This is a genomic window from Pedobacter sp. 22163, from assembly GCF_052045595.1.
GTDB lineage: Bacteria > Bacteroidota > Bacteroidia > Sphingobacteriales > Sphingobacteriaceae > Pedobacter.
In genome coordinates this window covers 261,758-284,869 of the sequence record NZ_JBQEPM010000002.1, presented here as the reverse complement: position 1 = coordinate 284,869, position 23,112 = coordinate 261,758, and the positions used below count along the sequence as shown (strand labels likewise).

Annotated in this window: 20 protein-coding genes, 1 tRNA gene and 1 riboswitch; of the genes, 13 read left to right on the top strand and 8 right to left on the bottom strand. The window is 39.4% G+C overall.

The window, feature by feature from the left end:
* Positions 1-35: 35 nt before the first annotated feature.
* Positions 36-623, bottom strand: a complete 588-nt coding sequence (locus tag ACTJKN_RS05730; RefSeq protein WP_440823403.1) for a pentapeptide repeat-containing protein — start codon at positions 621-623, stop codon at positions 36-38.
* Positions 624-666: 43 nt separating this feature from the next.
* Positions 667-1,212 (bottom strand): TetR/AcrR family transcriptional regulator, encoded by a 546-nt coding sequence (locus ACTJKN_RS05725; RefSeq protein WP_440823402.1) that lies wholly within the window; start codon positions 1,210-1,212, stop codon positions 667-669.
* Positions 1,213-1,323: 111 nt separating this feature from the next.
* On the opposite strand from ACTJKN_RS05725, the gene ACTJKN_RS05720 reads away from it, so the two are divergent.
* Positions 1,324-1,569 carry a hypothetical protein gene (locus ACTJKN_RS05720; RefSeq protein ID WP_440823401.1) on the top strand — a complete coding sequence of 82 codons (246 nt, stop codon included), beginning with the start codon at positions 1,324-1,326 and terminating at the stop codon, positions 1,567-1,569.
* Between the two features lie 67 nt (positions 1,570-1,636).
* Here ACTJKN_RS05720 and ACTJKN_RS05715 read toward each other — a convergent pair whose 3' ends face one another.
* Positions 1,637-2,266, bottom strand: a complete 630-nt coding sequence (locus ACTJKN_RS05715; protein WP_440823400.1) for a DUF4159 domain-containing protein — start codon at positions 2,264-2,266, stop codon at positions 1,637-1,639.
* A gap of 103 nt (positions 2,267-2,369) precedes the next feature.
* On the opposite strand from ACTJKN_RS05715, the gene ACTJKN_RS05710 reads away from it, so the two are divergent.
* From ACTJKN_RS05710 to ACTJKN_RS05660, 11 genes are all read left to right on the top strand, one after another.
* Positions 2,370-3,416, top strand: coding sequence for an AAA family ATPase (locus ACTJKN_RS05710; protein ID WP_440823399.1), 1,047 nt, complete (start codon positions 2,370-2,372; stop codon positions 3,414-3,416).
* Positions 3,416-4,303, top strand: a complete 888-nt coding sequence (locus ACTJKN_RS05705) for a DUF58 domain-containing protein (protein WP_440823398.1) — start codon at positions 3,416-3,418, stop codon at positions 4,301-4,303. The genes ACTJKN_RS05710 and ACTJKN_RS05705 overlap by 1 nt, the downstream gene beginning before the upstream one ends.
* Positions 4,304-4,306: 3 nt before the next feature.
* Positions 4,307-5,674, top strand: coding sequence for a BatA domain-containing protein (locus ACTJKN_RS05700; RefSeq protein ID WP_440823397.1), 1,368 nt, complete (start codon positions 4,307-4,309; stop codon positions 5,672-5,674).
* Complete coding sequence (locus ACTJKN_RS05695) at positions 5,661-7,793, top strand: DUF4175 family protein (RefSeq protein WP_440823396.1); 2,133 nt, start codon at positions 5,661-5,663, stop codon at positions 7,791-7,793. The genes ACTJKN_RS05700 and ACTJKN_RS05695 overlap by 14 nt, the downstream gene beginning before the upstream one ends.
* Before the next feature lie 2 nt (positions 7,794-7,795).
* Positions 7,796-9,583: a hypothetical protein gene (locus ACTJKN_RS05690; protein WP_440823395.1), complete on the top strand. Its 1,788-nt coding sequence runs from the start codon at positions 7,796-7,798 to the stop codon at positions 9,581-9,583.
* A gap of 513 nt (positions 9,584-10,096) precedes the next feature.
* On the top strand, positions 10,097-11,731 hold the full coding sequence (locus tag ACTJKN_RS05685) for a TldD/PmbA family protein (RefSeq protein WP_440823394.1): 1,635 nt from the start codon (positions 10,097-10,099) through the stop codon (positions 11,729-11,731).
* A 2-nt stretch (positions 11,732-11,733) separates the two neighbouring features.
* Positions 11,734-13,050 (top strand): TldD/PmbA family protein, encoded by a 1,317-nt coding sequence (locus ACTJKN_RS05680; protein ID WP_440823393.1) that lies wholly within the window; start codon positions 11,734-11,736, stop codon positions 13,048-13,050.
* Between the two features lie 210 nt (positions 13,051-13,260).
* A complete protein-coding gene (locus tag ACTJKN_RS05675) occupies positions 13,261-14,901 on the top strand; it encodes a TldD/PmbA family protein (RefSeq protein WP_440823392.1) in 1,641 nt (546 codons plus the stop codon).
* A 456-nt stretch (positions 14,902-15,357) separates the two neighbouring features.
* Positions 15,358-15,428 (top strand) — tRNA-Cys (locus tag ACTJKN_RS05670).
* Between the two features lie 4 nt (positions 15,429-15,432).
* A riboswitch (SAM riboswitch) is annotated at positions 15,433-15,532 on the top strand.
* 77 nt (positions 15,533-15,609) lie between these two features.
* Entirely contained in the window at positions 15,610-15,789 is a 180-nt protein-coding gene (locus tag ACTJKN_RS05665; protein ID WP_440823391.1) for a hypothetical protein, read from the top strand.
* A 197-nt stretch (positions 15,790-15,986) separates the two neighbouring features.
* Positions 15,987-16,421: a DUF4833 domain-containing protein gene (locus ACTJKN_RS05660; RefSeq protein ID WP_440823390.1), complete on the top strand. Its 435-nt coding sequence runs from the start codon at positions 15,987-15,989 to the stop codon at positions 16,419-16,421.
* A gap of 146 nt (positions 16,422-16,567) precedes the next feature.
* Here the strand turns inward: ACTJKN_RS05660 and ACTJKN_RS05655 are convergent, their stop codons facing one another.
* The 3 genes from ACTJKN_RS05655 to ACTJKN_RS05645 form a co-directional block, all read right to left on the bottom strand.
* Complete coding sequence (locus ACTJKN_RS05655; RefSeq protein ID WP_440823389.1) at positions 16,568-16,843, bottom strand: hypothetical protein; 276 nt, start codon at positions 16,841-16,843, stop codon at positions 16,568-16,570.
* Between the two features lie 105 nt (positions 16,844-16,948).
* Complete coding sequence (locus tag ACTJKN_RS05650; protein ID WP_440823388.1) at positions 16,949-18,274, bottom strand: amidohydrolase; 1,326 nt, start codon at positions 18,272-18,274, stop codon at positions 16,949-16,951.
* A 128-nt stretch (positions 18,275-18,402) separates the two neighbouring features.
* A complete protein-coding gene (locus tag ACTJKN_RS05645) occupies positions 18,403-19,251 on the bottom strand; it encodes an AraC family transcriptional regulator (protein ID WP_440823387.1) in 849 nt (282 codons plus the stop codon).
* 250 nt (positions 19,252-19,501) lie between these two features.
* Between ACTJKN_RS05645 and ACTJKN_RS05640 the strand changes: the two genes are divergently transcribed.
* Positions 19,502-20,392 carry a winged helix-turn-helix domain-containing protein gene (locus ACTJKN_RS05640; protein ID WP_440823386.1) on the top strand — a complete coding sequence of 297 codons (891 nt, stop codon included), beginning with the start codon at positions 19,502-19,504 and terminating at the stop codon, positions 20,390-20,392.
* A gap of 285 nt (positions 20,393-20,677) precedes the next feature.
* On the opposite strand, the gene ACTJKN_RS05635 is transcribed toward ACTJKN_RS05640, so the two are convergent.
* A complete protein-coding gene (locus ACTJKN_RS05635) occupies positions 20,678-21,895 on the bottom strand; it encodes a thioredoxin fold domain-containing protein (protein ID WP_440823385.1) in 1,218 nt (405 codons plus the stop codon).
* A 39-nt stretch (positions 21,896-21,934) separates the two neighbouring features.
* Entirely contained in the window at positions 21,935-23,110 is a 1,176-nt protein-coding gene (locus ACTJKN_RS05630; protein WP_440823384.1) for a redoxin domain-containing protein, read from the bottom strand.
* Positions 23,111-23,112: the final 2 nt, after the last annotated feature.

The window sequence follows — 23,112 nt, the reverse complement described above, 5'->3', positions numbered from 1 at the left end:
TGTTGAAATCGGTTAATCGGTTCCGGATGATCTGCCTAATCCTCAATATCCAGCTTGAAGTGGTATAATAAACCTGAAAGGTTATTCGACGAAAACCTGGCTTTTTTCATCGTGTTCAGTGCAGGATCGAAAGAAAAATTTCTTGCAGTGCGGAAATCAGTTTTCTCCAAAATTGTCCTGTTAAAAGAGGTTGCCGTGAGGTCGCAATTATTAAAAACAGCTGAAGATAAATCGGCCGATTCGAAATCAACTTCCTTTAGTGAGCAGTTAACAAAATTTGTTTTCCTGAGCTTGGTACCATAAAAAACAGAATAATCCAAAATACAAGCCTTAAAAGAAAAGGAGAACATAAATTTATTGCATGTAGAAAAATCAATACCCAGTATTTTACAATCTGTGAATGTAATGTTACTAAAACCTGTACCTGTTACCTGAGTGAGCGAGAAATTACAGTGGCTAAATTCACAGTCTACAAAATCGTTATGGCTTAAGTCGCTTTTAGAAAAATCGCACTTTACAAATTCACACTTAATAAACTCCCGCTTTTGCAGTTGTTTACCCGCGTAATTGATATCAGTAAAAGTTTTATTTTGATGAACGGTTGTTTCAGCAGGTTCTTGCATAAACTATATTTTAATAACTATGGTGGAAAAAGATATTGTCAGTTTAAAGCTTAATGAGGGTTTCCAGTATTTGTTGCTTCTTTTCATCGCTGATGTTATAAATCCCCAGATTATCCGAATACCATAATCCATCGGCAACAAGCATCACAATCAGGTGTTTTATGCCCTGTGCGCTATCATCACCATGACCAATGTGCGTGCTAAACCATTCACCCCAGCCTTTACGGTACTCTGGATTGATGAGAATAACCTGAGTAATAATTTTCATCGTTCTTCTATAAAACAGGTCGTTACTTTTACCAATAATAAAGCGCAGGAAAGCCAAACTTCCCACCTCCTTACCCGACGACTTTTTTTCTTCGACAATCCACTCAGTAAGCTCGACCAAACTTTGGTTCATCAATTCTTTTAGCAGATCTTCTTTGTTACGGAAATGGTGGATAATCCCCCCCTTGCTCAAACCCGTTTTATCGGCAATTGCCTGAAACGTAACACGATGCCAATCTGATGCGCCGATTTCTGCCGCTGCTGCTAAAATAAGTTGTTTGCTTACCTCAGGCTCTTTTTTTCTTTTATAGGGGTTTTCCATACTACAAAGATACCGAACGTTTGGTTTGTTTACAAATTATTATTACGTTTGCATTGACAAAAATCAGTATCAGCTATTGATTGATCTTGAAAATCCATTAATTCCTAAAATATGTCTAGATACATCACTATCATCTCTACCATTATCGAATCGGGCAGCGATACCGGTTTAATTGCTTTAGCCGTTGCAGGGTTGCAGGATATTTCAGAATGGTCTATCGATTTAGAAGATTGCGACAAAGTAATCCGCATTGTTTCGGCTAAGGATATCAGCAATAAGTTTTGCGAAAAACTGGCACTTTTTGGGATAAAAGCATCAGTGATGGAGGTTTTTGATGAAAAATATCACCTGATGTAGTGCACTAAATCTGTCAGATGGCAACATCTGACAGCACGAAAAACAGCCAACTGAAAATTGTCAACTGCTAACTATTTATCCCCATGGCATAAAGGATAATATTTACCCCGAATTTGGTATTGTCTTCAGCTAAAAAACGTTTGTTCCTGAAATCGTAGTCCCATTCGCAACCATAATCTTTATTGCTATACAACACCCCTATCCTATTGTTAATGGTAATTGCTTTCAGGTAATCGTGCACGAGATCATCACCCCAACCATTTAACTCGAAAGAAGTAGTTGGCGGACCTTTGTCAAACTTAAAGAAAGAGCTATAAATACCATGGTTATTAGGGATTTTCTTCAAAGCCTGAGGACCAAAAAGGTTGCTCATCTGTGTTTCAAATGAACGGGCAAATAAACCATCAATATCATGATTGCAATCATCCACAAAAACGAAACCTCCGTTATGCACATAGGTTTTAAAATTTACTGCTTCTTGCTGACTAAATTGAACCAGTTTATGCCCGCTTAAATAACAGAAAGGATATTTAAATAAATCGCGGCTGCTCAGCTCTACAATTTTCTCTTCTTCATCCAAAGGAATGGTTGTATACTCGAGAAGAGAATTTAAGAGGTTAGAAGGCATTCTCTGATCGGTATCCCAATCGCCTGAATTATATTTTAACCTCGCAAATGTAAATTTAGCTCTCTGCATCACCCTAAAATTACCTTCATTTTTTATTATTCTGCTTTTTTATCCTAATTATCTTGTAAATTTTTTGATATTCTTTTCAACTAGGCTAAAACAATCTATCAATATGCCCTATATTGAAGCACAATATCGTTATACTAAAAAATCAACCGTTTTGGAGCGTTCAGAAAGCAACCTAAAAATATTGATCGATAAGATCTCCCTTTTAAAAAGCGAAATACAAAAAGTAATTGTGGGTCAGGATGTGATCATTGAAGAAATGCTGATCGCTTTAATGGCGGGCGGACATTGTTTACTGGAAGGTGTACCGGGTTTGGCAAAAACTTTAATGGTAAGAACCATGTCGCAGGCTTTAGATCTTTCTTTTAGAAGAATCCAGTTTACGCCTGATTTAATGCCTACCGATATTGTGGGAACCGAAATACTGGAAGAAGACCATGTAACTGGAAAACGTTTTTTTAAATTTAACAAAGGCCCTTTGTTTGCCAACATTATTCTGGCCGATGAGGTGAACAGAACGCCTCCAAAAACCCAATCGGCACTATTAGAGGCCATGCAGGAATTTGAAGTCACCTACGGTGGACAAACTTATCCTTTAGATCGGCCATTTTTTATTCTGGCTACGCAAAACCCTATTGAACAGGCCGGAACTTACCCCCTGCCTGAAGCACAGTTAGACCGTTTTCTTTTGTACATCAAAATCGGTTACCCAACGGCAGCCGAAGAAACTCAGATTTTAAGCAGTACAACGGGCATTAAAAAAGCGATGATTAACCCGATTATCGGTGCAGAAGAGATCAAAGAATTGCAAGCCATTACCCGCGAAGTAAGCATCAGCGATGATTTAATTACTTACGTAAGCGAAATCATCCGCGCCACCCGACCTGATACCACCACCGTAAATTTTGTTAAAGAATGGGTGCGTTGGGGCGCAGGTCCGCGGGCAGGACAAGCCTTAATATTAACAGCAAAAGCAAGAGCCTTATTTAAAGGCAGATACGCTGTAATTATGGAAGATCTACAGGCCATGGCTTATCCTGTACTTCGCCACAGGGTATTGATGAATTTTAAGGCAGAAGCCGAAAATGTTTCGTCGGATAAAGTTACAGACGAACTGATTAAAGCCATTTCGAAACCAAAAGCCAATATTTAATGAGTAAACTGCTCGATCCAAAAGTATTGATGGCCATTAAAGACCTTTCATTATCGGCTAAAATGACGATTGATGGTTTTATGAATGGCATTAATAAAAGTACCGTAAAGGGACCGGGATTGGAGTTTAGTCAATACAGAAGTTATCAACCCGGCGATGATTTACGATCGCTCGACTGGAAAATGTTTGCCCGCTCCGACCGTTATTATATCCGCGAATCGGAAGTGGAAACGAATATTGCCGTGCGCATATTAATAGATGCCAGTGCCTCGATGAACCATAGTGATGGCGATTTTACCAAAATAGATTATGCAAAATATCTTGGTGCATCTTTAGCTTACCTCGCTAATTTACAGGGCGATGCGATTGGTTTGTATGTACTGAAAAATTCAGGAATCTTCTCCATGACGCCAAAGCAGGATTACCAGCATTTAGCCCGATTGTTTTACCAGTTAGAGCAGATCAATCCAAATGGAGCATTCACCAAACCCATTCATTATAAAGAATTGTTTGCCGGAGCCCAAAAACGTGAATTGCTGATTTTCATCACCGATCTTTATCAAAAAGAAGATGAAATTATCAAGTTATTGGATACATTGAATACTTTAAGACACGAGATCGTGGTTTTTCATGTGTTATCAAGAAACGAACTGAATCTTGATTTTAAAGGTTACAGCACTTTCGAAGACCTGGAAACAGGAGAAACCATTCAGATTGATCAAACCAAAGCGAGGACCAATTATCAAAACAAGTTTAATGCTTATCTTGAAGAAACCAGGATAAAGCTGCTTGATAGAAGGATTTTTTATCGGACAATTACAACCGATGAACCTTTAGACCAGGCATTGAGGGATTTTTTAAAACAAAGAAGTAAACTTAGAATTTAAACCGTGCAATTTTTATATCCCATAGGTTTACTGGCGCTTGCAGGCTTAATTATCCCGCTCATTATACACCTGTGGAATGTTAAACAGGGTAAAACACTTAAGATTGGCAGCATTGCGCTGCTTGGCGAAAGCTCGAGGGCCAGTTCGAAAAGCTTTAAAATTAACGATTGGCTATTATTGTTGCTACGCTGTTTGCTTTTAGCACTACTCGCATTTCTTCTGGCACGGCCTTACCTTGAAAAAATAATCTCGGGCAAAAATAGAACCGGATGGATTTTGGTTGATAAAACTACTTTTCAACAGGTTTTCAATTCTAATAAAAAATCGATAGATTCATTACTGAAAAAGGGTTACGAAATCCACGATTTTAATGTGGGTTTTAAATCATTAACCTTAAAAGATACCATTCTTAATGAAACAAAACAGGGCGATAGTTTAAGTTATACAGCCTTACTGAGTGCAGCTAATCAATTTGTTCCTCCTGGAGCTGAAGTTTACTTTTTCGCCGACCACCGTTTAAACCGTTTTGGTAATGAATTGCCAACCCTTAATTACAAGTTAAATTGGGTATCACTAAACCGAACTGATACTTTAAGCAGTTGGATAACAAGTTATGCAGGAAAGAAATATGAAGCAAAGTCAAATCCCTCAAGCACCACTTATGAGGCTTTAAATTCGGCAGACGAATCGCCAATAAACATCACCATACACGAAACTTCGGGTATTACAGACAGTAAATACCTTATTGCAGCCTTAAAAGCCATTGAAAGTTTCACCAAACGGAAAATTATCATCAATGCCGCTGCAGAAAAAGCAACCATTGGTTTTTGGTTATCTGATAATCCGGTTTCATCAGCTTTCAGATCATCAATTGCATCGGATGGAGCATTATTTCAATACGAAAAAGGAAAAGTAGTTGTCACTCAATCAACTATCAACATTTATGGTCGTCATATTAAATTGAGTAAAAGAATTGCCTCAACCGGTCAGGCTGAAAAAATATGGACTGATGGCTTTGGAAATGCAATATTGACAAATGAAAAGGCTGATTCTTTACATATCTTTCACTTTTACAGCCGTTTTAACCCGCAATGGAACGAACTGGTTTGGGATGGCTTATTTGTAAAAGCATTGATGCCGATTGTGATCAGAGCGGAAAATTCAACAGACTTTGGTTTTGAATACAACCCTGCCGATCAGCGGAGATTATCAGTTCAACAAAAAGAAGTTACTGAGATTACTAAAACGGAAGCCACAAAAACCACTCAAAACGAGTCGCTCGGAATTACATTCTGGATAGCAGCTTTATTGATTTTTGTTACCGAACGCATTTTATCATTCAGAAAAAAACCTAATTATGTTAAGAGCTGAAGGACAAAATTGGATCCGTAACTTAAGAAAAAAGTGGATTAGCTTTTACCTGATCGGCATCGTTGCGACTTCTTTAGCCATCGCTTTGGTTTTATCTGCTATCGCAGTTTACCTGTTGCATTTTTCTCCATGGCTTTTTGTAGTTGTTTTCGCTGTTGTTCTGGGCATCTTCTTATTCATAAAACCCATTTGGAAAACCACCGATCAGGATGTTTCGCGTTTTGTAAACAACCAATATCCCGAACTGGAAGAGAGTGCTGATCTGCTGCTTCAAAATCAAGATGAATTGTCTATGCTGCAACAATTACAGCGCAACAAAATTGAAAACATAATCCCCAACCTATCGCAGCCAAAAGAACCAGCAAAGAAAATATATTTCGGCTTGATTATCTTTCTTGTAGGATTGTTAATCAGCATTGGTATTAGCCAAATCTCTTTGCATAAAGGTGAATCTTTAAATTTTCACGAAAAAGCAAACCAAATTCCGGTAATTAAAGAAAATATTCCTGCAGAAATTTCCGATTTCAGCGCTACCATTATTCCGCCAGCCTATACCAGAAGAGAAGAGCGTAAACAAAAACAGTTTACAATTGCTGCCGAAACAGGTGCCAAAATAAACTGGAAAATCGAAACGAACATTGGTATTAAAAAACTTAAAATCATCTTTAACGACAACGAAATTGTTCAGTTTAAAGCCTTAAACGCATCAAATACGCAATGGACTTACAGCAAAACAGTCAATAAACCAGGCTTTTATCAACTAGATCTGGACGGTAAAAAATCAGATCTCTACCAGATCGAAATCATTCCCGATTTACCCATTACGATTAAAATTACACAACCCAAACAGCACACCACCATTGATATCGGTCAGCCGCAAAAGATTAATCTGAACGTATCACTTACAGACGATTACGGCATCAACGATGCCTATATATCGGCAACCATGGCCAGTGGCAAAGGCGAAGGTGTAAGTTTCACCGAGAAAAAACTATCGTTTAATACCGGGTTTGATAACAAAAAGAACCTCACGTTAGCTAAACTGATTGACTTAAAAAGCCTTGGCATGAAACCAGGCGATGAGCTTTACTTTTTCATTAAAGCGATGGATAACCATGGTCAATCGAGCCGTTCGGATGTTTATTTTGTTTCAATTGTAGATACTGCCGAATTAATGAGCTTAGCAGGAATGACCAATGGCGTTAACCTGGTTCCGGAATATTTCAGGAGCGAAAGGCAGATCATTATCGATACCGAGAAATTGTTGAAAGAACAATCGAAATTGCCTCCTGCAACCTTTAAAACCAGAAGCAACGATCTGGGTATCGACCAGAAACTGTTGCGGTTGCGTTACGGACAGTTTTTGGGCGAAGAAAACGAAACTGAAATCGGCGGTGATCATGATGACCACGATGAGCATGCGGAACATAAAAGTGAGGGCGAAAAGTTTGGTGATGTGACTGGAATTATGGATAAATATGCCCATAAACATGATATCGCAGAGGATGCTACCTTTTTCGAACCGGAAATGAAGGCGCAATTAAAGGCCGTTTTAACTGAAATGTGGAATGCCGAACTTCGTTTGAGAACCTATAAACCTCAGGAGGCATTACCTTACGAATATAAAGCGCTTAGATTACTGAAAGATCTGCAGCAAAAGTCGCGGGCTTATGTGGCTAAAACTACCGTAAAAACAGCGGCATTAAAACCTGAGAAACGTTTAACTGGGGAACTGGATAAGATTACACAGCCGGTTCAGAAAATGTCGTTTGAGCAAAAAGAAAAAAGAACGGCCTTTTTAAAAGCAACGCTTGCCTTACTGGAGAGCAGAAAAACAGGCAAAAAGTTCATCGAACAAGATCAATTCTTACTTGGCGAAACAGAGAAATACATGATTGGTGCCGCAGCCGATCATCCTTCTACCTATTTAAATGCCTTAAGCAGTTTAAGAAAATTAAGTACAGGCAATAAACTGATCATCAGCGATATTGATCTGGTTCAACAGGCTATTCAAAAAATGATCAATACCGAAGCAGCAAAACCGCAGACACAAAGCGCTGGCCCAGCTTCTGCATTGTATCAAAACTATTTTAACATCCTCAATAAAACCGGCAAATAGATATGGAATTTAAATACATCGCTATTCTGGTTGGCTTATTTTTATTGGTCTTTTTGCTCTACAAAGAGTTGAACCGGACGAATAGAGCTAGGTTAATATGGCGAATTTTAGCCAATATTGTTGCCGTTAGCTGTTTTATTCTGTTAATTGTACCGATAAGATACGAAACACGTGTAAAACAAAATCCTGATGAAATTATTTTACTCAGCGACGGTACAAACCCAGACTCTATTGCAAACTTAAAAGGGAAAAAATATGCATTTCCATCTGTAAAATTAAAAAATACGAAGGCCACAACCCTTTCCGACCTCTCCTATTTCTTAACATCGAATCCCAACATCCGAAAGCTAAATATTTATGGCTACGGTTTAAATGAAGCCGAGTTGGAGCAGATTAAAGAATACCAGATCAACTTCCACCCTTCTGCAAATCCTAATGGCATTATCTCTGCCAACTGGCCAGCAAAATTAAAAACCAGTGAACCACTTCAAGTTCAGGGGACCTATCAAAACACCAGTAATCAGGGAGTTAAACTCGTGCTCAAAGGTTTAGGCAAAGCGATAGATTCCATGACTGTTGAAGCAAAATCGAATAAATCTTTTTCATTTAAAACCAACCCAAAACAAATAGGCAAAGCTGTTTACGAATTAATTGCTTTACAAAAAAACCATATCATGGCCAAAGAATCCGTGCCGGTTCAGGTTATCGATCAGACCCCCATGAAAGTGTTGATTTTAGCTTCTTTTCCCGACTTTGAATATAAATTTTTAAAAAACTGGCTGTTCGAAAATCAATATCCATTGGCTTTCAGAAGTCAGATCAGTAAAAACAAATTTGCTTTCGATTTCCTTAACACAGACAGCATAAACCTTAATCAGATCAATTCATCATCCTTAAAAAAATTCGATATCCTGATCATCGATGAAGAAGAATTAGCAGCTATTGGCCCCAATGAAAGGTCATCAATAGCACTTGCGGTTAATAACGGAATGGGATTATTGATCAGGGTTACAAATACAAAAGCTTTGACAACGCTCAGTGGTAAATTTGGCCGTTTTGAATCTCCTGTTTTAAAAGGCAAAGCATTAAATTTAGTCGTGATAGAAGATCATCACAAAAGTAATCCGTTACCACTTGAACAAGCTTTATTTTTAAGGGCTAACCAAACTGATCAGCCCATTGTTGCCGATGCCAGCGGTAAAACAGTGGTCAATAGCAGCATCAACGGTTATGGCAAAGTATTAGTCTCTACACTTTCCGCCACCTACAATTGGTTACTTTCAGGGCAAAAAACTGATTATGCAACCTATTGGTCTAAACTTTTGACCAGTGCAGCAAGGAAAAGAAACGATATTCAGTCAGTAAACATCATTCCTCAATTCCCTGTTACGCACAAAAAAATGAGGATTATTACAGATCTGGCAGCATCAGATAAGGTACCAGTATTAAAAATGGATAGTATTTTACTCAGTCCACGGCAAAATATGGAGCTTCCTTTCCAATGGGACGCTTTCTACTGGCCCCAAAAATCAGGCTGGACTAATTTAGAAGTAAATCAAGCCATCGAGCCAGTATATATCTACAAAAAAACAGATTGGGAAGCACTCAAGAACCAACAAAAGCTTGATGGAACCCATCAGTTTATCAAAAACCTGAAGACTACTGAAGCCAAAAACAAATTAACAGATACCATTCTAGAGGAAGAAGTATCGCTCTGGTGGTTCTTTGGAGGGTTTCTGCTTGCAGCCGGCTTTTTATGGTACGAATCAAGGATATTGGCCGTTAAATAAATTACTCTGCTCACGCTCGTTTTAACGAGCGTTTAATAAACCATCGTTTGCAACGATGAAACCGTTTAACTATTTCTACACTCGTTTGGAAACGAATGCAAACTTAATCCTTCGACTTGACAGACTTCAATAGAATGGTCGTCATTCCCGCGCAGGCGGGAATCTTAAAGCTTATTGCATTACGATTCCCAATCAAGTTGGGAATGACGATTCTATGCAATTTATTAATTCATTAAAATATCTTGTCATTTATATAGATTTTTATGGTAACAAATAATTCCTCAGGCTGACAAACCGCAGCATTACCCCATTGATCGACTTTGTATTTTCATTGTTTCCGTGGCAAAACCGCTAAAATCTTTGTACATCTGTCGTTAAAATCGCCAAATAATCCCCTTTACGCTCAAATACTAACTTTTTTTCTGCCTTTGAAACTAAAATGTTATAATCAATTTCCAATTTTCGCTTCACAATTGGCTATATTGAGAACGTAAACCAACTAAATTCGACCAATTGAAAAGAAAAGACTTCCTCTACTTATCCGGAATGGGTATGGGTGCCCTGCTCCTTCCCGACCTTTCTGCATTCGGAACTCCTATAGACCCTTTACAGGCCTTAGACGGAGTTGATGTAAAAATTAAAAAGGAACTGGCTGATGTTGCACTAAATGCGGCAAAATCTAAAGGTGCAACATATGCCGATATCCGTATCGGGCGTTATTTAAACCAGTTTGTAGCCACCCGCGAAAAACGTGTTCAAGGCGTAGCCAATACCGAATCGTATGGTGTAGGCATTCGTGTTTTAGCCAATGGCTGCTGGGGCTTTGCTGCCACAAACAATGTAACCAAAGATGCCATTGCCAAAGCAGCCGAACAAGCGGTTGCCGTTGCAAAAGCCAATGCCAAAATACAGGGCGAACCGGTTCAACTGGCCCCTCAGAAAGGTTATGGCGAGGTAAGTTGGAAAACGCCAATTGAAATTAATGCCTTCGAAGTTCCGGTAAAGGAGAAAGTAGACCTCCTTTTGAATGTAAACGACGTGGCCATGCAGAATGGAGCCAATTTTGTAAATTCTGTCATTTTCGCGGTTAATGAGCAGAAATACTTCGCATCAACTGACGGTTCTTACATCGATCAGGATGTCCACCGCATTTACCCAACTTTTAACGTAACTAAAATTGACCGCGAATCGGGTAAATTTAAAACACGTAATGCGTTAAGTGCGCCTTCCGGAAAGGGTTATGAATACATGCATGCCCGCCCTGAAGATAAAGTTGCCGGTGTTGTAACCCGCTACAAAGGCCGTTATGATATGCTGGAAGATGTTAAAGAAGCAGCCCGTGTAGCAACAGAAAAAGTAAAGGCAAAATCGGTTGAGCCAGGTAAATACGATTTGGTTTTAGATCCTTCACATCTTTGGTTAACCATCCATGAATCTGTTGGTCACCCGACAGAGTTAGACCGTGTTTTAGGCTACGAAGCCAATTACGCAGGCACCAGTTTCCTTACTTTGGATAAATGGGAATCAAAAAATTTCAAATTTGGCAGTGATAAAGTAAATATTGTAGCCGATAAAACCCAGGTAGGTTCATTAGGTGCTGTTGGTTACGATGATGAAGGCGTAAAATGCAAAAAATGGGATCTGATCAAGAATGGGATACTCACAAGCTACCAGGCCATCCGCGATCAGGCACACATTATCGGTTTAACAGAATCAAATGGCTGTTGTTATTCGCAGGGCTGGGATGATGTTCAGTTTCAGCGTATGCCAAACGTTTCGCTACAGCCAGGAAAAGAAAAACTGAGTGTTGATGATATGATCAAAAATGTTGAAAAAGGCATTTACATCATTGGCGACGGAAGCTTTTCTATCGATCAGCAACGTTACAATTTCCAGTTCGGCGGACAGATTTTCTACGAAATTAAGGATGGTAAAATTGCAGGCATGCTTAACGATGTGGCCTACCAGGCCAATACACAGGAGTTTTGGAATTCGTGTAATGCCATTTGCGATGAAAGTGATTACCGTTTAGGCGGTTCGTTTAATGATGGAAAAGGGCAGCCTTCGCAAAGCAGTGCCGTATCGCATGGCAGTGCCACTACCCGGTTTAATGGAGTTAATGTTATCAATACAGCAAGAAAAATATAATTATGGCCATATTAAGTAAAGAAGAAGCCCAGGCGATATTAAAAAAAGTAATCGGTTATTCGAAAGCCGATTTCTGCGAAGTAGGTTTAAACGGTTCTGATGGCGGGAATATCCGTTATGCCCGCAATGCGGTTTCTACCGCAGGGCAGATCAGTACCATGAGCTTAGGGGTAAGCTCCACTTTTGGTAAAAAAACTGGTTCGGCAACGATAAATGAATTTGATGATGCCTCTTTGCAAAAAGTGGTGAAAAGAGCAGAAGAACTGGCCATGCTGGCACCAGAAAACCCTGAGTTTATGCCTCCATTAGGTCCACAGACTTTTCCAGAATCGAATACATACAATGCTAAAACCGCTGCCATGACTCCTGATACCAGGGCCGAAATGGTAGGAAAAAGTTTAAGTGTATCAAAGGCAGCTGGTTTAGATGCAGCCGGTTTCTTAGAAAACTCAACCCGTTTTAATGCGATCATGAACTCTAAAGGTTTGTTCGCCTACAATAAAGGCACCGATGTTTCTTTTTCAGTAACCGTTAGAAACAAACAAGGAACAGGATCAGGTTACGTTGAGCAAGGCTTTAATGATCTTGACAAAATGGATACCCTGGCACTTAGCAAAATTGCAGCAAGCAAAGCCAATGGTTCTGCAGGTGCAAAAGCCATCGAACCAGGAAAATATACCGTTATTTTAGAACCACTTGCAGCGAGCGATATTATCGGCAATATGTTTAGGGGTTTTGATGCCAGAAGTGCTGACGAAGGCCGGAGCTTTATGAGCAAAAAAGGTGGTGGTACACGTTTAGGAGAGCAATTGTTCTCGGAAAACGTAAATATCTACTCTGATCCAATGAATACTGAAATGCCATCTTCGACATTCACAGGAGAAGGTTTACCGGTAAAAAGAACGCAATGGGTTGAAAAAGGGGTAGTTAAAAACCTGTCTTATTCAAGATATTGGGCTGCACAAAAAAATGTTCAACCGCTTCCTTTTAGCCGCAGCATGATCATCGAAGGCGGAACACAATCGTTGGAAGATCTGATTAAAAGTACTGAAAAAGGCATATTGGTTACCCGTTTCTGGTACATCCGTTCGGTAGATCCTCAAACGTTATTACTTACCGGGTTAACGCGTGACGGTACTTTTTACATTGAAAATGGCGAAATTAAATTCCCGATCAAGAATTTCAGGTTTAACGAAAGTCCGGTAATTATGCTCAACAATGTAGAAGCTCTGGGTAAACCGGTAAGGACAGGGAGTGGATTGATTCCACCGATGAAAATCCGTGATTTTACGTTTACTTCATTATCGGATGCTATTTAAGAGAATACTCCATAACAAGCTCCGTCATTGCGAGGCACGAAGATAACCGAACGAAGCGAGCTCATGAATGCCTTTAAAAACAACTGCACAAATGAATAATCTTAATGCGCACGCTAGTAGCGGTCGTTGTAAGATTGCTTCGTCGTTCCTCCTCGCAATGACGATTGTAGTATGATGACGACCTTTTATTATTAATAAAAACCAAAAAAATTGAGAAGAAGAGATTTTTTATATATGACAGGTGTTGGCCTCGGCACCAGCATGATGCCCAATATACCTGCCTTTGGCAAAATTATTTCTATTGAAGAATCTTTAACGCCTGTTGATATTGCCCTAAAGAAAAAAATGGCCGATGTTGCCCTCAACGCTGCAAAAAGCAAAGGTGCAACTTATGCCGATGTACGCATTGGACGGTATTTAAATCAGGTTGTGGCTACGAGAGAAAGCAGGGTAGAAAACATCTCCAATTCCGAATCTTATGGTTTAGGCGTGCGTGTTATCGCCAATGGAAGCTGGGGTTTTGCCGCTACCAACAACATGGATGATGCCAGCATCGCCAAAGCTGCAGAAACTGCCGTAGCCATTGCCAAAGGAAATTCTAAACTTATGGAAGAACCTGTTCAATTGGCGGCGCAAAAAGGATATGGGGAGGTAAGCTGGAAAACACCAATCGAAATTAATGCCTTTGAGGTACCCATTGCCGACAAAGTTGACCTGCTGTTAAAGGTAAATAGTGAGGCCATGAAAGGCGGTGCAAAATATATCAGTTCCAACCTGTTTATGATCAATGAGCAGAAATATTTTGCGTCAACCGATGGTTCTTATATCGATCAGGATATCCACAGGATATGGCCAACCTTTACCCTAACTAAAACGGATGCGGCCAGTGGTAAGTTCGAAACCAGAAATGCCTTAAGTGCACCAATGGGTATGGGTTTTGAATACCTGAAACCAAAAGACGAAGAAAAAATAAAAGGTGGCCCGGTAACACTTTACAAAAAACGATACGATATTTTGGAGGATGTACGCGAAGCAGCTGACCATGTTGATGAAAAACTAAAAGCCAAACCTGTTGCCCCTGGCAAATACGACCTGGTTTTAGATCCTTCTCACCTATTCCTAACCATCCACGAGTCTGTTGGACACCCGACAGAGTTAGACCGCGTTTTAGGTTATGAGGCGAATTATGCAGGAACCAGTTTCTTAACGCTGGATAAATGGGAAAGCAAAAAATTCAACTTCGGGAGTAAAGAGGTAAACATCATTGGCGATAAACTAGAAGTGGGTTCATTAGGCGCTGTGGGTTATGATGATGAAGGCGTAAAATGTGGCCAATGGGATATTATTAAAGATGGGATTTTGGTGAATTACCAGACCATAAGAGATCAGGCGCATATTTTAGGTTTGAAAGAATCGCAGGGTTGTTGTTATGCCGATAGCTGGGATAGTATTCAGTTCCAAAGAATGCCAAACGTTTCATTAGCACCTGGAAATGCTGCTTTAAGCGCGGCAGATATGGTTAAAAATGTTGAGAAAGGCATTTATATGTTCGGCCGGAACTCTTATTCCATCGATCAACAGCGTTATAATTTTCAGTTCAGCGCACAACTGGCCTATGAAATTAAGGATGGCAAAATTGTAGGCATGTTTAAAGATGCTGCCTACCAAGCCAATACACAAGAATTCTGGAACTCATGCGTGCAACGCTGCGATAAAAACGACTACAGGTTGGGGGGGACATTTTCGGATGGAAAAGGTCAGCCAGGGCAAGCAAGTGCCGTTTCCCACGGAAGTGCCACTACCCGTTTCAACGGCGTTAATGTGATTAATACAGGAAGAAAATTGGGGTAAATATCTAAAGAAACTTCATCTCGATCCGATAGCTATCGGATGAAGTGCAGTCCCGAAATTTCGGGAGAGAGATTTATAAGCTATATTCAATTCACAGATTTCTCGACTGCGCTCGAAATGACGATATCCCAAGGTTATCATTCTCTTAAAACCAAGTCAATTGTATTGATTTTATGCGATAAATTATCCCTGTGGAGAACATAACTAAAGTGTGGGTGCCATTCTGGACATAGTGAAGAATCCTTATTTTAAAAAATTTAACTACTAAAAGATCCTTCGTTATACTTAGGATGATAGCTTAAAAACTAAAAATCAATATATTAACCAACAGAATAAAAATTAAATATCACAAATTTCAAAAAAACTACTATTTCTATAGAAATTATAGTAATTAATTTTTACTTTTGTTGAGTCTTCTTCAAAATGTGAATTTAAAGCTGCTTGAAAAGATCATATAGTCATGTGGCCGAGTGGTTAGGTAAAGGTCTGCAAAACCTGGTACGGCGGTTCGATTCCGTCCATGACGTCTAATACTTATCAAGAAAGACGTAGGGAATGGCCCTTTGATGTCTTAGCAACCTGTTGATTAACAAGGTGCTAATTCCTTCTGCAATGGCAGAAAAGATGAGTTTGAAAGCAGATCCCTCCACTGTTTTCGGCGAACGATCAATGGCTATCCCTTCAAATTGGTAACCTAAATTTAATAATATGTCAGTTTATTTTGATTATCCATCCATCAGGGATTTTTTCGAGATCCACGGAAACACTTCTTGCGAAAAATTAGATGATTATGAACATTGTAAGGCAGAATCAGACCGGCTTTATAATGAACAGCTTAATGAGATTAACGAAGAAATTCCACATGATCAATCCGAAACCGACACCTAAAAATTATTCAAACCTTTAGCTTAAACGCTCTTTTAAATAATAAGCCTAAAATGTATTCAACACTACCCAGACTACCCATTTTACTCAAAACCTTATTCACTATAGTTTTAATCTTTTTCCTCTTTTCATCCCAAACATGGGCACAATCGAAAGATCCATCCCCTATCAGTTTTCCTACGCCTAAAAATGTAGATCACATGTTATTTTATCTTCAGCGTGACCCGAATACCAACACCCTGATCTACGCACTAAACCTAAAAGAAAATGGCAGCATCAATGCTAATGCGCCTATTCAGGTTTATTGGATCCGCTATGGTGAAAAAGGACAGAAAAAAGACCTGGGCTATATCCAAAGGAAGTTTGCATATGGTATCGACACGAAGCAATTGGGAACAGACAAATATGAATTTCGATTTGTATCACATAAAAAACTACCTTTTTATCTGCAGAGGTATAGCGATAAAAATTATCACGTTTCGGTAACCATAAACAACCGGACCATCAGGGTTACGCGATTGTTTATCAGGATACAAGGTGGCAGTTTCTGGCTTCCGAATGTAAAATACGCAGAAGTGGAAGGCACAGAAGAATCGACAGGCAAACCCGTAGTGGAACGGATAAGTGTGAAGTAAGCTATTCTTCATTACCTTTAGTTAATTGTAATAAGATCCTTCTACTCCGCTCAGGATGACAACCTCATGAGACTTTTCCTATGGAAAAAACAAAGATGGTCTGTGAGACACAGACCATGGATTCACCTCATTTATGATAAAGTTGATTATTTCTGCTCTCTTTTATTGTCTATCGCCGTGTTAAATGTTTTGTCAAACTCTCCCTTTATCCATTGTACTTTTCCGAACGACTGCATGCCTGGGCCAATGATATAGTTTCCGGTTTCAGTATCGAGGATAACGACAAGATTGTTGGCGTTTACTTCCGTGTGGTACCTTCCACCGGTTTGATCTTGTGCATTTTTAAAACTGATGGCCGTAAACATTAAGCCTGCGCCCAAAAACCCCAATAAAAGGGATTTTGTGTCTAATGTGATTTTCATATCCTTAAGATTTATTTGTGTGTAAAATCAAGATAAGATTTTTTCACAAAAAACACAGGTTATAAGCTCATTCTATCAAAAATATTTCATTTCATCTTCACTTGATCAGAAAACCAGATTCCCATCATGTATAAGTGATTTAACAGGTGAAACCCTTGATACGGCTTCTGCAGAGCAACTGGCATCAACCAGCACCAGATTGGCTTTATCGCCAGTGTTAGGCCAGAATCTATTTCCATTATCATCTAACGGAAGGATATTACCTGTAGCCAGTTTCAATATCCTTGAAAGTTCAAATTCTGTACGATAGCCATAAATTTGAGCAGCTATATTGGCTTTTTGCAAAATGCTTCCTATGCCAAAAGTATTCCAATGGTCAACAATACAATCATTACCCGCTACCACTTCTACACCATACTTGTAAAGTGCAGGAATGGGCATTGGATTCCCAGAGAGTGGAATGGTTGAAGCTATTCCCATTTTTGCAGCGCCAAGTTTTTCAGCAATTTCTTCAGTTTTGGCTTTATCGAGATACCTCAATGCAAAAGCATGGCTTACATAGGTTTTTCCTTTCAGCGCTGGGTTTTCCATTACTTTATCAATCAGGTATTCGATTGTTTTTAAACCAGATTCGCCCGACTCATGAAGGTGGATATCAATCCCCTTTCCATGGTCTAGCGCCAACTGCACCACAAAATCCATGTGTTTTTCAATACCGCCATCAATAGAAGTTGGATCAAGGCCACCAATAAAGTCTATATCCATTTTGGCTGCTTCTTTCAGCAGTTCCGCAGATTTAGTATAATAGATCCCATGTTGAGGAAAGGCCACAAGTTCTGCGTGAAATGACTTCTTTTTATTCAATAATGCGATTTCTAAATGCTTCAGCGAGTCTAATCCCGAGGTAGGATCGATATTTACATGCGACCTTGCTGAACTTGTTCCGTAAGATTGAAGCAACTCAATTAATTTTTCACTACGTGGTATAGAAGTTTTTAACAGCTCAGGAATGATCTGTTGCTCAAAAGCAATCATATCCTTTACAGATCTGTTCTTCTTCAGGTGCGCCTGCCACGGTAATCCATAATATGTTTTATCCAGATGGATGTGCATATCCCTGAAAGCCGGGAGCATTAAAAATCCCTTTGCATCGATTGCTTTTGCATTAGGGTTATTAGGAAGAACACGCTTCACCTTACCGCCTTCAATCTCAATAATGAAAAGTCCGGTTTTTGTTTTGATTACCTCATCCTGATCATATTCGAATCCCGTTTCGAGCCTAACATTTTTTAAGGTCAAGTTTTTTACTGAGAAACGGTCTATATTATCATCTGCAATGGCCTGCTCTGCCGACAATAAACAGGTGCTTGCAAGCAAAATAGATGAGCTTTTAATAAAGTCTTTTCTTGAGATCGAATTGGGATTTATCATAACAGGATGCTTTATTACAAAAATAATGTTCTGTTATGTTTATGAATAGTAGGATTTATATGAAAAATTGTATCATTTATAACTATCGGCACTTATTTATCGAATTTACAGCTCATCTCTTGCTCAATTCATAACTGTTCGCGAAATGCACGTGGGGTAATGCGAGTTTGATTTTTAAAGAACTTAGAGAAATAAGCGACGTCATAAAACCCAAGATCGAAGGCAATCGCTTTAATAGGCCTTTCGGTCGTTAATAAAATCCGTTTTGCTTCGAGGATTAAACGTTCGTGAATGAGTGCAGTGGCCGATACATGAAAATGCTTTTTACAGAGCATGTTCAGATAGTTTGCCGAAATACTTAACTGATCGGCATAAAACCCAACAAGTTTTTCCTTCTTATAATGCATATCGATCAGCGAGCGGTATTTAAACAACACAGGTTTGGTTTGGTAAACCGTTTGGTTATTGAATAGCGTTTCAGCTTCTTCACTAACCATCAGCGCAATAAGCCTGATCCTGGCATTGATAATTTCCCAAATTATGGCAGGCTTCGCAAGTTCGGATCTGATGCGCTGAAATTCGTACCGGATTTTTCCATAAGCTTCGGTACTTAAGTTTATTACCGGATAATTTTGGTATAAGATTAATGAAAAACGTAAAGAATTGGCAAGCGTTTCGAATATGCTCCTACTAATCATAAGTTGATGGGCATGGGTTTCTTCGCCGAGCTCCCATTTATGGATCTGCTCGGGAAACAATAAGTGCAACTGCCCCCCAGTAACCTGATGATCTAAAAAATCGATGGTATGTATGCCGCTACCCTGCTCAAATAGCATAAAAAGGAAAAAATCATGCTTGTGTGGTTTTTCGATATGCCTTTTCCCAATTATTTCATGATACAGCAAGTTATTCCCCGAATTTTGCTCGGGCCAGAATTCACTGATATCGAGTGTAGGAAAATTTGCAATCACATCCATCGACGAAAAATACCATTTTTGTACAGAAGTTACGAAAAAAGAAGATGGAAAGTGAATGAAGGAATATTACTACGCATGTTCAATGGTGATGATGCGATCATGATTTTATTTTATACCCTGTTAGCTTCGGCGAAATCATGATGGTTTTATATCGTATAAATTGATTCATCGAAATTACTTTGATATCTTTCCATCTGAAGAACCAGGATTGCAAATAAAAATGTAAACTTTGTAAATATAAACTTAGCAAATGGATTTTATTCGAAATCTCTTCTATGGGAGGCACAAATACCTGTTTGGATTAATATTACTCTCGTTTATTTCTGTAATCTGCGTGGCTTTTAGTATGACTGGCGGTGACGACTTTGCTATCTCCAGAAGGGAAGTTTTGCTGCGCCGGATCGGGCATGAATTACTCCTACAATCGGGCGACAGTATATCGAGGGTTCTTCCCATAAAAAAGATCGCTGAAAATGAATACCAGATCGAGTTTGAGAATGAGCTAACTTTTCAACCCGACTCCCTGGTGACTACCACTCAGCGTTTGTTTACCAAAGACCCGCTCACAAGTGATTATGTTGTTAATGTACTAAACTGTGGCAATTCCAGTGTAGCCTATGGATATGCTATATCCAAAAACAAAAAAGATGATATTGTAACCTGTAGAGGAAGAAAGCAGCCAAAGGCATGTTATATGATCAACATTAAATTCAAACCAACAGGTGTAAATGCAACAACGAAAGGTTATATTCTCGCGGGCCTTCCTTTTTTAGCATTTGTTGGATTTATTTTTTTGAGATCTGTTAAGCGGCAAAAAAGTTTAACTAGCAAGGAGTATAATAGCTTGTTCAATTTGGGCTCGGTATTGTTCGATGCGAAAAATCGGAAGCTGACAATAAATGAAAATATTACAGATTTAACCGGGACTGAAACGCGGTTATTGCTCATCTTCGCATTGTCTCCTAATGAAACTATAGAGAGAAGCCGGTTGCAAAAAGAGATCTGGGAAGATGAGGGTGTTATCGTGGGGCGAAGTTTGGATATGTTCATATCAAAACTTAGAAAAAAGCTTGAAGATGATCCGAATATCAACATTGTTGTTGTACGCGGTAAAGGATATAAGCTTGAAATTAGCATTTAAAAGATTTCTCTCCCGAAAGTTCGGGATTGCACTACATCCGATAGCTATCGGATCGAGATGACGACCACTCTATTAGAATCTGTTAATGGCAGGCTGTCGAAGGACAGTGGTCTATCGCACTAGTCTTCAAATTAAAAGCTAAGGCTGCATCTATCGCAATTTTTTTGCTATAGAGCGGTCAATTGATACGTTTTATTTTTACTGGTTTTAAACTTAGTCTCGTAGCCTCAATAAAAAAGGGATGCAGTGTCATGAACTGCATCCCTTTTATTTAATCTTAAAGGCTTATTCGCCTTTTTTCATTTTATCCAGCGTAATCTGGTATTTCGCTTTATTTTCGGCTGCAACCAGATCAACCGCTTTCTGCTGCATGGCGATCGCCTGGTCCTTTTTGCCCAGCTTATACAGCAGGTTGGCATAAGTGTCCAGGTAGGCAGGCTCCTTGGTTTGAGTCTCATCCACGCTGCGTTTACTCCAGCTCAGCGCCTCAGTAATACAATCAGTATCTTTACAGTTTTCAAAAACCGCCCATGCAAAGAAATTTAACCTATCAGCGGTTACTTCGTCACCATATTTTTTCATATAGCTTAGTATTGCCGGCTGAAATTTGTCCCATTTTTTTTCGGCATGGAAAACCTGAATCTTTATCAGTTCGGTGGCTTTGCTGATGTCTACTGTTGGGTATTTCGCCTGTGCGGCGGCAACCAGTGAATCTATATTTGCCTTGGATTTTCGAAGTCCGGGATAAATGTTTTCCTCCAGAACAATGGCACTCAGGATTTCATTTGATTTTCCTTTTCCCAGAATGGCATCTATCTTTTCAGGATCTTTTAACATCAGTTCAAATCCCTTGCTTTGGCTGCTTCTGGTGTATTTGCTCACAAACTCCAGGTTCTCTTTGGTATACAGGTCTTTTTGTGTAGCCATGTAAGCACTGGCAAACTTTTCGGAGTTTTCCTCGTCATAGGCAGCCTCGGCACTAACTGCCAACTGTTTCAGGGTCTCAGGAGCAGCATTTCCAGACTCGCTTTTTTTCAGTAGCGTGTAATATTGGGTTTCCGGGTTCAGTGCCATCTTCGCTTTGGCGATAAATTCATCTGCCTCACCACCGCCTACAATACGGTGTACAAGCTTGCCCTGCGGAGAGAAGATCAGAAAAGTAGGATAGGCATTTATCTTGAACGCTTTGCTCATCGATTGGGCATCCGCATACCAGCTTTTAACCTCTTCGCTGTCATTTTTGGTCTGGTCGAACTGTATCTTAACATTTACAAAATTCTTATTGAAGAATTCACCGACCTTTTCCTGCGGAAAAATGGTACTGGCCATGTATTTGCAAGGGCCGCACCAGGTTGTAAAGCAGTCTACCAAAAGATACTTGTTCTCTTTTTTAGCTTTATCTTTTACCTGCTGCCAGGAAAGTCCATGTTCAAAATGTGTGCCTTTAATTTGGGCCGTACCAATAAAAGGCAGCAGCAGGAATATTAAAAATAACTTTTTCATACAGTTTGTTTTCTATGAATTTCTTTGGGTGATTACATTTTAACGGGACAATTCTATCATGGTTGAAAGTTGCCTGACGGCAACCTCATTTGGCCAAAGCAATCCCAGCTCCTTGAAACGTATTTTACCATTGCCATCAATAATAAACTTTGCAGGGATTCCTGAGACGCCAAATGACGATACTGCAGGATTCTTTTTTGTAACGGAATCTTTAGTATCCATATACAATGGTAAATCCAGGTTATGGGTTAACAAATAGTTCACCGCATCAGGCTTGGGGTTTGGAACCGTTTCCCAGGTATGTATAAACAAAAACTTTACAGTAGGGTCGTTTTTATATTTATTAACGATCATCTGCATCGCTGGAAGCGACTTCTTACAGGGGCCACACCAGGTTGCCCAAAAGTCAAGAATAATGGTCTTTCCCTTAAAGTCTGACAAGGATACTTCTTTACCGTTTATGTCTTTGACTTTAAATTCAGGTGCCTGCTCCGACATCATTTTGGCTGCTATTTCTGCTTTATATTTGTCGTCAAACTGCTTGGTTAAAGTAGCCAGATAGGCATTTGCATCGGTCCCCGGATGCTCACTTATATAGGCTTTTTTCAGTTCATTCTTAAAGTCATCATCGGCCAGGCCTGATAAAACTGCTTTCTCCAGTTCAGGAAGCGCTTCCTGGTACCTGCCGGTTTTGCTCATCAAATAATAATACTGTGCAGTCAACCCTGCACTTTTTCTGGTAGCCTGCTCATAGCACTCTTTTATAGCAGCGAAAGCTTTCTCATGATCGCCCAGTTTATCCGCCACCTGACTATATAGCTGTAATAAATACAACCGCTCTTCCTTGGCGTTTGTTGAGTTGTTCAATTCTTGCTTAACCAAAGTTTCAGCAGCTTTCAAATCATAAGCCATTAAACCGGTAGTAACATTTTCTACATACATAATTCTTGCAGTTTCCTGTATCTGGTTAAAATAATATAAAGCCTTCTCAGAATTTTTTGCTACTATAAAATTATCTACGAGTATAGCTCTGTATTGGTCAAAGCTTTCGTTTGGATGGGCTTTGACAAGGCGATTAACAATGGCTTCTTTCTTTGAAAGATCAATAAATAGCTTCATAGAATCGAGACTTGCTTTATAAGCCGGTTGTGCCTGCTGGGTAAATGCAGACATTCCGATAGTCAGGATTGCTAGAAGCAGGACTATTTTTTTCATAA

Bases quoted from the DNA above. Each gene is read 5' to 3' on its own strand.
- ACTJKN_RS05730 (WP_440823403.1), bottom strand. From the start codon at position 623: ATGCAAGAACCTGCTGAAACAACCGTTCATCAAAATAAAACTTTTACT.
- ACTJKN_RS05725 (WP_440823402.1), bottom strand. From the start codon at position 1,212: ATGGAAAACCCCTATAAAAGAAAAAAAGAGCCTGAGGTAAGCAAACAA.
- ACTJKN_RS05720 (WP_440823401.1), top strand. From the start codon at position 1,324: ATGTCTAGATACATCACTATCATCTCTACCATTATCGAATCGGGCAGC.
- ACTJKN_RS05715 (WP_440823400.1), bottom strand. From the start codon at position 2,266: ATGCAGAGAGCTAAATTTACATTTGCGAGGTTAAAATATAATTCAGGC.
- ACTJKN_RS05710 (WP_440823399.1), top strand. From the start codon at position 2,370: ATGCCCTATATTGAAGCACAATATCGTTATACTAAAAAATCAACCGTT.
- ACTJKN_RS05705 (WP_440823398.1), top strand. From the start codon at position 3,416: ATGAGTAAACTGCTCGATCCAAAAGTATTGATGGCCATTAAAGACCTT.
- ACTJKN_RS05695 (WP_440823396.1), top strand. From the start codon at position 5,661: ATGTTAAGAGCTGAAGGACAAAATTGGATCCGTAACTTAAGAAAAAAG.
- ACTJKN_RS05690 (WP_440823395.1), top strand. From the start codon at position 7,796: ATGGAATTTAAATACATCGCTATTCTGGTTGGCTTATTTTTATTGGTC.
- ACTJKN_RS05680 (WP_440823393.1), top strand. From the start codon at position 11,734: ATGGCCATATTAAGTAAAGAAGAAGCCCAGGCGATATTAAAAAAAGTA.
- ACTJKN_RS05665 (WP_440823391.1), top strand. From the start codon at position 15,610: ATGTCAGTTTATTTTGATTATCCATCCATCAGGGATTTTTTCGAGATC.
- ACTJKN_RS05660 (WP_440823390.1), top strand. From the start codon at position 15,987: ATGTTATTTTATCTTCAGCGTGACCCGAATACCAACACCCTGATCTAC.
- ACTJKN_RS05655 (WP_440823389.1), bottom strand. From the start codon at position 16,843: ATGAAAATCACATTAGACACAAAATCCCTTTTATTGGGGTTTTTGGGC.
- ACTJKN_RS05650 (WP_440823388.1), bottom strand. From the start codon at position 18,274: ATGATAAATCCCAATTCGATCTCAAGAAAAGACTTTATTAAAAGCTCA.
- ACTJKN_RS05645 (WP_440823387.1), bottom strand. From the start codon at position 19,251: ATGGATGTGATTGCAAATTTTCCTACACTCGATATCAGTGAATTCTGG.
- ACTJKN_RS05640 (WP_440823386.1), top strand. From the start codon at position 19,502: ATGGATTTTATTCGAAATCTCTTCTATGGGAGGCACAAATACCTGTTT.
- ACTJKN_RS05635 (WP_440823385.1), bottom strand. From the start codon at position 21,895: ATGAAAAAGTTATTTTTAATATTCCTGCTGCTGCCTTTTATTGGTACG.
- ACTJKN_RS05630 (WP_440823384.1), bottom strand. From the start codon at position 23,110: ATGAAAAAAATAGTCCTGCTTCTAGCAATCCTGACTATCGGAATGTCT.